Source organism: Acinetobacter sp. USHLN143 (genome assembly GCF_037145695.1).
Taxonomy (GTDB): Bacteria; Pseudomonadota; Gammaproteobacteria; order Pseudomonadales; family Moraxellaceae; genus Acinetobacter; species Acinetobacter fasciculus.
This window is the reverse complement of the sequence record NZ_JBBCWZ010000113.1, coordinates 1-5797: the sequence shown is the minus strand read 5'-3', so window position 1 is coordinate 5797 and position 5797 is coordinate 1. Positions and strand designations below refer to the sequence as shown.

3 protein-coding genes and 4 pseudogenes are annotated in these 5797 nt (G+C 36.5%); 4 read left to right on the top strand and 3 right to left on the bottom strand.

Going from position 1 to position 5797, the window contains the following annotated elements; all coding sequences use genetic code 11:
• Positions 1 to 103 precede the first annotated feature (103 nt).
• A pseudogene (locus tag WFH18_RS16515) lies at positions 104 to 331 on the top strand (transposase domain-containing protein); the annotation flags it as partial.
• 33 nt (positions 332 to 364) lie between these two features.
• A pseudogene (locus WFH18_RS16510) lies at positions 365 to 551 on the top strand (IS5/IS1182 family transposase); the annotation flags it as partial.
• A 303-nt stretch (positions 552 to 854) separates the two neighbouring features.
• Here the strand turns inward: WFH18_RS16510 and WFH18_RS16505 are convergent.
• Positions 855 to 2027: a replication initiation protein gene (locus WFH18_RS16505; protein WP_044113093.1), complete on the bottom strand. Its 1173-nt coding sequence runs from the start codon at positions 2025 to 2027 to the stop codon at positions 855 to 857.
• A gap of 856 nt (positions 2028 to 2883) precedes the next feature.
• Here WFH18_RS16505 and WFH18_RS16500 point away from each other — a divergent pair.
• Both WFH18_RS16500 and WFH18_RS16495 read left to right on the top strand, forming a co-directional pair.
• The gene (locus WFH18_RS16500) at positions 2884 to 3657 is read left to right on the top strand and encodes a ParA family protein (RefSeq protein ID WP_004647772.1); all 774 of its coding nucleotides are present in this window, start codon (positions 2884 to 2886) and stop codon (positions 3655 to 3657) included.
• A 13-nt stretch (positions 3658 to 3670) separates the two neighbouring features.
• Entirely contained in the window at positions 3671 to 4582 is a 912-nt protein-coding gene (locus WFH18_RS16495) for a ParB/RepB/Spo0J family partition protein (RefSeq protein ID WP_103801007.1), read from the top strand.
• 49 nt (positions 4583 to 4631) lie between these two features.
• Here WFH18_RS16495 and WFH18_RS16490 read toward each other — a convergent pair.
• Positions 4632 to 5346, bottom strand: a pseudogene (locus tag WFH18_RS16490) (IS5 family transposase).
• Between the two features lie 367 nt (positions 5347 to 5713).
• Positions 5714 to 5797 (bottom strand): annotated as a pseudogene (locus WFH18_RS16485) (IS1 family transposase); the annotation flags it as partial.

The following is a 5797-nucleotide window of genomic DNA, read 5'->3' as shown; positions in this document are numbered from 1 at the left end:
CGGGTGCCGAATGGCGCCTTAGCAGAGGCTTGAGCCGTGTGCTGGGAAACTCGCATGCACGGTTCTTAGGGGGTTGGACGTAGGTAACTGCGTCTGACTACCCGACAATCAGATGCGTCCCTGGGCGTTGGGGCGCAAGAACTGGCTGTTTGCTGGCTCGCTGCGCAGTGGTCAGCGAGCGGCAAACATCATGACGTTAATCCAGTCAGCAAAGCTGAATGGGCTGGATCCGTATGCCTATTTAAGTGATGTGCTGAAAAGGCTGCCGACACATAAAGTGACCCAGATTGAAGAGTTACTGCCACACTGCTGGAAACCTGAACCGAATTAAAAAATAGGCATGGGGTTCAGCGGACGCTTACCGAACAATGACCATATGGACTGGTATTTATATAAAATCAGGCATTTAGTTGAAAATATGTTTTGTAGATTAAAGCAATTTAGAGGAATAGCTACTCGATATGACAAGCTCAAAAGAAATTATCAAAGTTCTGTTGCTTTAGCCTGTATATTTTTATGGCTACCTTTATAGGGTTAATTATGAACAGTAAATGTCAACAGACCCTAGTTATTTGTAGTCATAAATTTAGTCCCCACTTGTTTTTAAGTGGGGACTAAATTAAGGCTTATAGGATGAATTCATAAGGTGTGTTCAGCGAACACTTACGTTTTGAATAGATTTAAGGAATTAGGCAGACCTCATACCCAAGTTGTCACTTGAATTTGGATAACTTAGGGAAGATCTATATCTAAAGCCTTTATCCAACAGAGTCGTTTTTATCCTAGGGTCCTTACCACTTGTATTCTTTACAAACATATATTTAAAAAAGTGTAGCAAGTTGCTACACTTTTCGCTAGATCAGCTCTTTACCAAAAATATCATTCAGTCTTTCACGAATACTTTGAACGAATTCTGGATTATTTTTAAGTTTATGCTTCATATTTCGTTTAAAGTCATTCAGCCCCATACCAATTTCAGCAAAATCCATTTGGAATAAAGTGTCATTAATGACAATATTTGCTTGAGAGTCAGTGAGGCATCCTACTTTTTTAAACCACTTCTTGAACTGCTGATAATTTTCATCATTATTAAAAATATACCAAGAACGTACATTCGTATCGAATTTAGCCCCTAATTCTTTTACGGATGCATTGTCTTCAAATGGAACATCAAGATAGATTTTTTCAATCACTGCAATTTCATCCAGTGCCTTATCAGCAATCCGATGATGCAGTTTAAAATTCACACCTACAATTGGACGGCCTTTCTTAACGGTTTCATACTCTAATTGTAGATCTGTATTTTCGTTAATTTCTGTCACTATTTTGTCTAATACATAGCGTCTAAAATCTACCCAGCGATCATATTTGGTTTCATTAATATCAATCAGTGCTTTCAAGTTTTCTAAAAGCAATGGCACTTCATAACTCTTTTGATTGGCGTACTTAAATTCGTTTTTAATGAAATAAGTATAAAGACTCATACTGGCAACAGAATCTAGGGCAAAAAGATGTTTTAGCTGATAGGTAGTAAAATTACCCCCAGCCAGTTGAGTGAAATACGGCAACACCTCACTAGTAAAACGAATCTGAATCGCATTTTTAGAGTCATCTTCCCATCTTAACTCACGGATAATGGGAACGACAGAATGTACTTTTTTAGTCTTTCTCTTACCATTATCAGCAGGCTCCTCAATAATAAAATGAGCTACCCGGGATGAAAGCTCTTTATAGATCCGATCTATTGCAACATTAATTGAATTACGTTTATTTAATCCTAGTAAATCTGCCAAATCATCCTTATACAAATAAATATAAGTTTGTTCGGTAATTTCACCATCTACCCTATTTTTCTCACTATAATTCGCAACCGCCATTGCATATAGAAGTGCCTTATATTCATTGGATGACAACTCGATTGGGCGAATTAAGCGGTTACTGGTACTGACAACGCCATTATGGCGAATGTTGCCTATACAGTAGGGAATATAATTCGTTTCTTCTTGCAATGGTTCAGATTCTGTCATAACCGTGATATTTATAATTTGACTTAGTTTTTATATACAAAAGTGGAAAAACTTTCAAGACTTTCACCACAAGATTCTAAAAGTGGAAGGTCCGTCATCAAAAAAAGCGTTATTATCCGGTTTTTTGCCTTTAAAGTGGAATTAAATACAATATTTCCACCCTACAGTGACAGACCTTCCACCTTTAGCCCCCGAAATTACAGTTTAGAATGACTATTTTTACTTTTTTCACCCACATTCAGATAGGTTAAGTTAAATAGAAACCCTGATGTGACAAGGCTTCCACCTTTCAGTTAGATTCGAAAGGTATAACTGCACATATAATCATCAGGAAATATCCAATAAAAACAGATTATCCACAGGTTAAGAATATACAGTGACAACCCTTCCACCTTTAAGGCTTAGTTACGAGACTTTATTAACATATTAAATAATTGTTTTTTAAATTATTTTTAAATAAAAATAGCGGTTTAAAAAATAGCAGTGACAAACCTTCCACCCTAGTGACAGACCTTCCACTTTATAGTGACAAACCTTCCACTTTAGAGTGACAGACCTTCCACTTTAGAGTGACAAACCTTCCACTTTAGAGTGACAGACCTTCCACTTTAGAGTGACAAACCTTCCACTTTTAAAACTCTAAGCATTTGTTTTATATAATAAAAATACACTCTTAATTATTAATTAGCTAAATAACTAATTATTCTAATTATTAATTAAGCTAGCTTAGTTAAAAATTTATTTTTAAGCTGTTTTACATCTGAACAAATAGGATTTATAAATTTTAAAACTATAGTAAGATGAGTGAAAGTTATTTATATTACTAAACATTCAAATACGGAATCATCTGACACGCATGTCTGCAAAAATTATTACTGTTGCTAACCATAAAGGCGGATGTGGCAAAACAACGACTGTTGTGCACCTAGCCTCAGAACTTGCCAATCTGGGCAACAAGGTTTTAGTCATTGATTTAGATCCTCAAGCAAACGCAAGTTTACACATTGGGATCCAACATCCAAGCGAAATTGTTGTGACTACAGCAGAATTACTAGTGGGCGATATTTCGTTGTTGGCAGATGCATTACAAGAAGAAACGAACTTTGAAAAAGTATCATTAATTTATGGTTCCTTGAATTTAGGAAAAACTGAAGACCAACTAAAAGAAGAAGCTCCCCGTCCTTCTGAAGAGTTAAATATCAAGTTAGAACTGTTAAAAGATCTTTATGATTTTATATTGATCGACTGTCCACCTAGTCTTAAATTATTAACCAGCAATGCCCTGGCATCTTCAACACATGTCATTATTCCTATCGAATCCGGATCACAATATGGATTGTATGGGGTAACAGATCTTTTAAATCATCTTGAAAAGATCAAACGTATTAATCCAGATTTAGAGCTTTTAGGCGCTTTACTAATTAAGCATGATGAACGTCAGAATGTCTGTAAGCTGATTCGGAATGAAGCCTTAAAACAGGTAGGAAAACTTTTAGAGACCACCATTCCTCAAAGTACTAAAGTTAATCAAGCAGCGATTCTGCAACAATCACTTTTGAATGTAGAAAAAAATTCAAAAGTACGTAAGGCTTTTGAAAGCCTTGCCAATGAAATTGTAGCTAAAGTTTAAACCTGAGAGTATTATGGCAAGCACCAAAGAGCTTTTAGCTCAGAAACTGAAACAGAATACAGAAAAACATCAGCAAGCACAGAAAGACAATATTAGAGAGCTGAAAGAGTTTAGACGTAATGTTCCTATTGAGGATATTAGTCGCAGTCCAAACCAGCCGCGTAAATTATTTGAAGAGTCACAATTAAAAGAACTGGCGGATTCCATTAATGAAGTCGGTCTGTTGCAGCCCATTACAGTGCGTAAACTTGATAATCTGAAATATGAACTCATTGCAGGCGAGCGGCGCTTACGGGCGCACCATTTACTCGGCAAGTCTGTGATTGAAGCGATTATCATTGATGCGAATAATGTAGAAGCATCTTTGTTAACCTTAGCAGAGAATTTAAAGCGTCAGGACCTGACAGATTATGAAATTTTTATTGGCCTGAACTCACTTGATGAGAAGTTAAAGAAAAACAAGCAACGTTTAGCCAATTCACTGGGTTTAAATCGCGAAGATATGTACAAGTATTTAGCGTACGAAAAACTGCCTCAAGTAATTTTAAATGACCTTGATGTGGAACCAGGCCTACTAGGTCGTACTGCTGCAACTGCATTCAAAAAATTTCTGTCGGATCATATAGAGCAACTTTCTGAGGCCGAAAAGGCTTTGCTAGGGGCTTGGGAAAAAGTAAAAGACAAAAAACTAGAGCAAAGTAAAGTTACTGCCTATGCTGAAAAAATATTGAGTCAGGATCCAGGAAAACTGACCACAACATCTGTGGTTAGAAAAATTGAATATGCAGGTAAGATTGCGGGGAATATCAAACTCAATCAAAAACAGCTTAAGGTTTCTCTGAATATCTCGGAAATTGACGAAGCTAGTCTCTTACAACTAGAAGATTTTTTAAAACAGCTTATTCAGAAAAGTGAAAAAGTGTAGCAAGTTGCTACACTTTTTTTGACAATCTCAAACTAGGGCGTGTTATCAATTAAGCCAGAAAGATCGCTGATAAGAAGTTTTGAGCCAATTTATCATAGCGTGTGGCAATAGCACGATATTGTTTGAGCTTGGCAAAAAAATTCTCGATCAGATGTCTTGCCTTGTAGATATGTCAATCATAATCACGCTGATCAATAGAATTACTTTTCGCGGGCATCACAACTTGACCCTTCGCCTCTAAAATTGGATCAATGACCCGATCCCTAGAGTTGTAGGCTTTATCCATAAACCAGGTCTGGCTCAACGATAAGTCCAGCAACACATCTGAACCGTTTAAGTCATGGACCTGCCCATTCGTGAGATAAAATCCTGTCGGGTTGCCTAAAGCATCAGTACGGGCATGAATTTTGGTGCTTAAGCCCCCTTTACTGCGCCTAGTCGCCTGATTTCCCCCCAGCGCTGTGTTGGTAAGCACGTACAATGGGGTGGAGTCTAACATGACATATTCATTGTCAAGGTCATGTGACAGCACTTCAAAGACTCTCTGCCACACACCTGTTTTAGCCCAAAGACTAAAACGAGTATGCACTACTCTAAAATCACCAAAGCGTTCGATTAAGTCTCGCCACGGGATACCTGAACGATACCGCTTCAACAAATAGTCGGTTATCTTTGGCCGTTACTCCAACAGTACCCATTCGTCCATGTAACAGATCTTTAATCTGTTCCCACTGATCATCTTTTAATGCATAGCGTTTAGTCATGAAAAAATTATGAGGACCGGTAAGATTTTCTCAAGCTAATTGATGACACCTTAATTGAAAATAAAAAACGGTTTTAAATATTATTTCTATAAATTTCAATGTTACACTGACTTATAACAGGTTTTAATTGATTCCGCTTAGATGATATATGGGACCTAAAAAATTAACTAATTAACTTATGTCCATGAAAAAAGTATAAATAAATGGACATATATCAATGATGTATGGTTGTTTTTTTATAATAAATAGCCTAAGTGATCGTTAGTGAATAGATGTTTTTTTTGGTGCGGTATAATTACCTGAAAATCCAGACATCAGTTATAAAATGAGATAAATTTTGGGTGGTGTTTCAAAAAGTATGCTGACATTAAATGAAGCCATTATTGATGTAAAAAAAGGTTAAGTCGAAAGCTTTAAAATGGTTTTCAATCTTTTTTGAAAAATTACAACT